We start from the raw sequence: 3871 nt of genomic DNA on the forward strand, positions 1-3871 counted from the left end.
CAACCGCTTGGTTTTATTGAAGATTTTGAGTTTCAACTTTCTTCAAAATAGCGGTTGACAAGGTGGCTCAGCACGGTAAAATGCGCGCCACCTTGAACGAGGTAGCCGGGAGGTTTCGGCGGTTTTCGGAAGCATCGAAAACGACGAAAATAAACGGTTGACAAGGTCGCGAGACACTGTAGAATACGCGGCCTTGATCGGGCAACAGCCCAAACGCTCTTTAAAAAGTTGACCAAGTAATTCGTGTGGGCGCTGGCTGAGGTATTTCGGCATGAAATATCGAGACAGCGACTCGTCGAACAATGAGTTTTGTCTTGAGCACTATTTGGAAGCTTCGGCTTCTGTATGATTTAAACTGAAGAGTTTGATCATGGCTCAGATTGAACGCTGGCGGCAGGCTTAACACATGCAAGTCGAGCGGTAACAGGGGGAGCTTGCTCCCCGCTGACGAGCGGCGGACGGGTGAGTAATGCTTAGGAATCTGCCCAGTAGTGGGGGATAGCCCGGGGAAACCCGGATTAATACCGCATACGTCCTACGGGAGAAAGCAGGGGATCTTCGGACCTTGCGCTATTGGATGAGCCTAAGTCGGATTAGCTAGTTGGTGGGGTAAAGGCTCACCAAGGCGACGATCCGTAGCTGGTCTGAGAGGATGATCAGCCACATCGGGACTGAGACACGGCCCGAACTCCTACGGGAGGCAGCAGTGGGGAATATTGGACAATGGGGGCAACCCTGATCCAGCCATGCCGCGTGTGTGAAGAAGGCTTTCGGGTTGTAAAGCACTTTCAGTGAGGAGGAAGGCTTCGTCGTTAATACCGGCGAGGATTGACGTTACTCACAGAAGAAGCACCGGCTAACTCCGTGCCAGCAGCCGCGGTAATACGGAGGGTGCAAGCGTTAATCGGAATTACTGGGCGTAAAGCGCGCGTAGGTGGTTTGTTAAGCGAGATGTGAAAGCCCCGGGCTTAACCTGGGAACGGCATTTCGAACTGGCAGGCTAGAGTGTGGTAGAGGGTAGTGGAATTTCCTGTGTAGCGGTGAAATGCGTAGATATAGGAAGGAACACCAGTGGCGAAGGCGGCTACCTGGACCAACACTGACACTGAGGTGCGAAAGCGTGGGGAGCAAACAGGATTAGATACCCTGGTAGTCCACGCCGTAAACGATGTCTACTAGCCGTTGGGGATCTTGAATCCTTAGTGGCGCAGCTAACGCACTAAGTAGACCGCCTGGGGAGTACGGCCGCAAGGTTAAAACTCAAATGAATTGACGGGGGCCCGCACAAGCGGTGGAGCATGTGGTTTAATTCGACGCAACGCGAAGAACCTTACCTGGCCTTGACATCCTGCGAACTTTCTAGAGATAGATTGGTGCCTTCGGGAACGCAGTGACAGGTGCTGCATGGCCGTCGTCAGCTCGTGTCGTGAGATGTTGGGTTAAGTCCCGTAACGAGCGCAACCCCTATCCCTAGTTGCTAGCAGTTCGGCTGAGAACTCTAGGGAGACTGCCGGTGACAAACCGGAGGAAGGTGGGGATGACGTCAGGTCATCATGGCCCTTACGGCCAGGGCTACACACGTGCTACAATGGCGCGCACAGAGGGCTGCAAACCCGCGAGGGGGAGCTAATCTCACAAAACGCGTCGTAGTCCGGATCGCAGTCTGCAACTCGACTGCGTGAAGTCGGAATCGCTAGTAATCGTGAATCAGAATGTCACGGTGAATACGTTCCCGGGCCTTGTACACACCGCCCGTCACACCATGGGAGTGGATTGCACCAGAAGTGGTTAGTCTAACCTTCGGGAGGACGATCACCACGGTGTGGTTCATGACTGGGGTGAAGTCGTAACAAGGTAGCCGTAGGGGAACCTGCGGCTGGATCACCTCCTTAAACGATACCGAAGCCTCGGTCAGAGTCCACACGAATTACTTGGTTAGCTGAATAGAGAGAGCAATGGGGTCTAGTCAGGCCCATTCATTAGCGCGTCAGATTGTTGAGTCTGGCAAGGCGCGGATGGAGCGAAAGAGGAAGCGTACATGAAGTACGTGACCGATTGAGCGAGAGCCGCAACGCCGCCAGGGGCAACAAGATGAGGTGATAATTGGGTCTGTAGCTCAGGTGGTTAGAGCGCACCCCTGATAAGGGTGAGGTCGGTGGTTCAAGTCCACCCAGACCCACCAAAATCGCTCAGCTCGTCGTTGCTTCGAAGCTTACGTGCTACTCGCACGCTACGCTTCAAAGCGCCTAGATCTGACCGATTTTCTGAGTTTGGCGTCAGTGTTATCGAAGCCTGCTTGGTGTGTGGTTCGATATGGGGCTATAGCTCAGCTGGGAGAGCGCCTGCCTTGCACGCAGGAGGTCGGCAGTTCGATCCTGCCTAGCTCCACCATAATTTAACTGACACGTGTCAGTGTGCAGAAACAAGTATTTCAAGATGATGTCGAAGTGATGACATCCAGCGAAGTCCTTCTTTCTGATCACTGGGTCAGAATTGCTCTTTAACAATGTGGATGAGAAGTAATACCGAGATGTGTTGATCCAATTTATCTCCAGGATCAATGCACTCAAAGTGATAGCGATTTCAAGCGTTATCCGGTGTTGTCGTTGAAGTGGTTGTTATATCGCTTCAAGGAACTGTCTCCTCCTGATGAACTGACTGGCTTGCCAGGCGGTGACTCGGCGGAACGCAGTTGTCTTGGGGTTATATAGTCAAGCAACTAAGCGCATACGGTGGATGCCTTGGCAGTCAGAGGCGATGAAAGACGTGGAAGCCTGCGATAAGGTTCGGGGAGCTGGCAAACGAGCTGTGATCCGGACATCTCTGAATGGGGAAACCCACCGACTTTCGAGTCGGTATCTTGCACTGAATTCATAGGTGTAAGAGGCGAACCGGGGGAACTGAAACATCTAAGTACCCCGAGGAAAAGAAATCAACCGAGATTCCCTCAGTAGCGGCGAGCGAACGGGGACCAGCCCTTAAGCTGAACAACTGGTAGGAGAAGGCTCTGGAAAGTGCCGCCATAGTGGGTGATAGCCCCGTATCCGAAACCTGAGTTCAGTGAAATCGAGTAGGACGGGACACGTGATATCCTGTCTGAACATGGGGGGACCATCCTCCAAGGCTAAATACTCCTGACTGACCGATAGTGAACCAGTACCGTGAGGGAAAGGCGAAAAGAACCCCTGTGAGGGGAGTGAAATAGATCCTGAAACCGTATGCGTACAAGCAGTCGGAGCAGACTTGTTCTGTGACGGCGTACCTTTTGTATAATGGGTCAGCGACTTAATTTCAGTAGCGAGGTTAACCGTTTAGGGGAGCCGTAGGGAAACCGAGTCTGAATAGGGCGAATTAGTTGCTGGAATTAGACCCGAAACCGGGCGATCTATCCATGAGCAGGTTGAAGGTGCCGTAACAGGCACTGGAGGACCGAACCCACTGTCGTTGAAAAGCCAGGGGATGACTTGTGGATCGGAGTGAAAGGCTAATCAAGCCCGGAGATAGCTGGTTCTCCCCGAAATCTATTTAGGTAGAGCCTCGGACGAATACCACTGGGGGTAGAGCACTGTTTGGGCTAGGGGGTCATCCCGACTTACCAACCCCATGCAAACTCCGAATACCAGTGAGTACTATCCGGGAGACACACGGCGGGTGCTAACGTCCGTCGTGAAGAGGGAAACAACCCAGACCGCCAGCTAAGGTCCCCAAGTACCAGTTAAGTGGGAAACGATGTGGGAAGGCTCAGACAGCTAGGAGGTTGGCTTAGAAGCAGCCACCCTTTAAAGAAAGCGTAATAGCTCACTAGTCGAGTCGGCCTGCGCGGAAGATGTAACGGGGCTCAAACTGGTCACCGAAGCTGCGGCTGCATACT

The 3871-nt window shown here is 53.0% G+C and carries 2 tRNA genes and 2 rRNA genes (1 of these 4 cut by a window edge); all 4 read left to right on the forward strand.

Annotation, left to right across the window (positions count from 1 at the left end):
- Window positions 1-352: 352 nt before the first annotated feature.
- Window positions 353-1892 (forward strand): 16S ribosomal RNA (locus N6L25_RS17585).
- 213 nt (window positions 1893-2105) lie between these two features.
- Window positions 2106-2182: transfer RNA gene (locus N6L25_RS17590), tRNA-Ile, on the forward strand.
- Between the two features lie 133 nt (window positions 2183-2315).
- Window positions 2316-2391 (forward strand) — tRNA-Ala (locus tag N6L25_RS17595).
- A gap of 318 nt (window positions 2392-2709) precedes the next feature.
- Window positions 2710-3871: ribosomal RNA gene (locus tag N6L25_RS17600) — 23S ribosomal RNA — on the forward strand (it continues 1725 nt past the right edge of the window).
- Together the 16S and 23S rRNA genes with 2 tRNA genes alongside form the textbook arrangement of a ribosomal RNA operon.

It is taken from the genome of Marinobacter sp. SS21 (genome assembly GCF_028369065.1).
Classification (GTDB): Bacteria; Pseudomonadota; Gammaproteobacteria; order Pseudomonadales; family Oleiphilaceae; genus Marinobacter.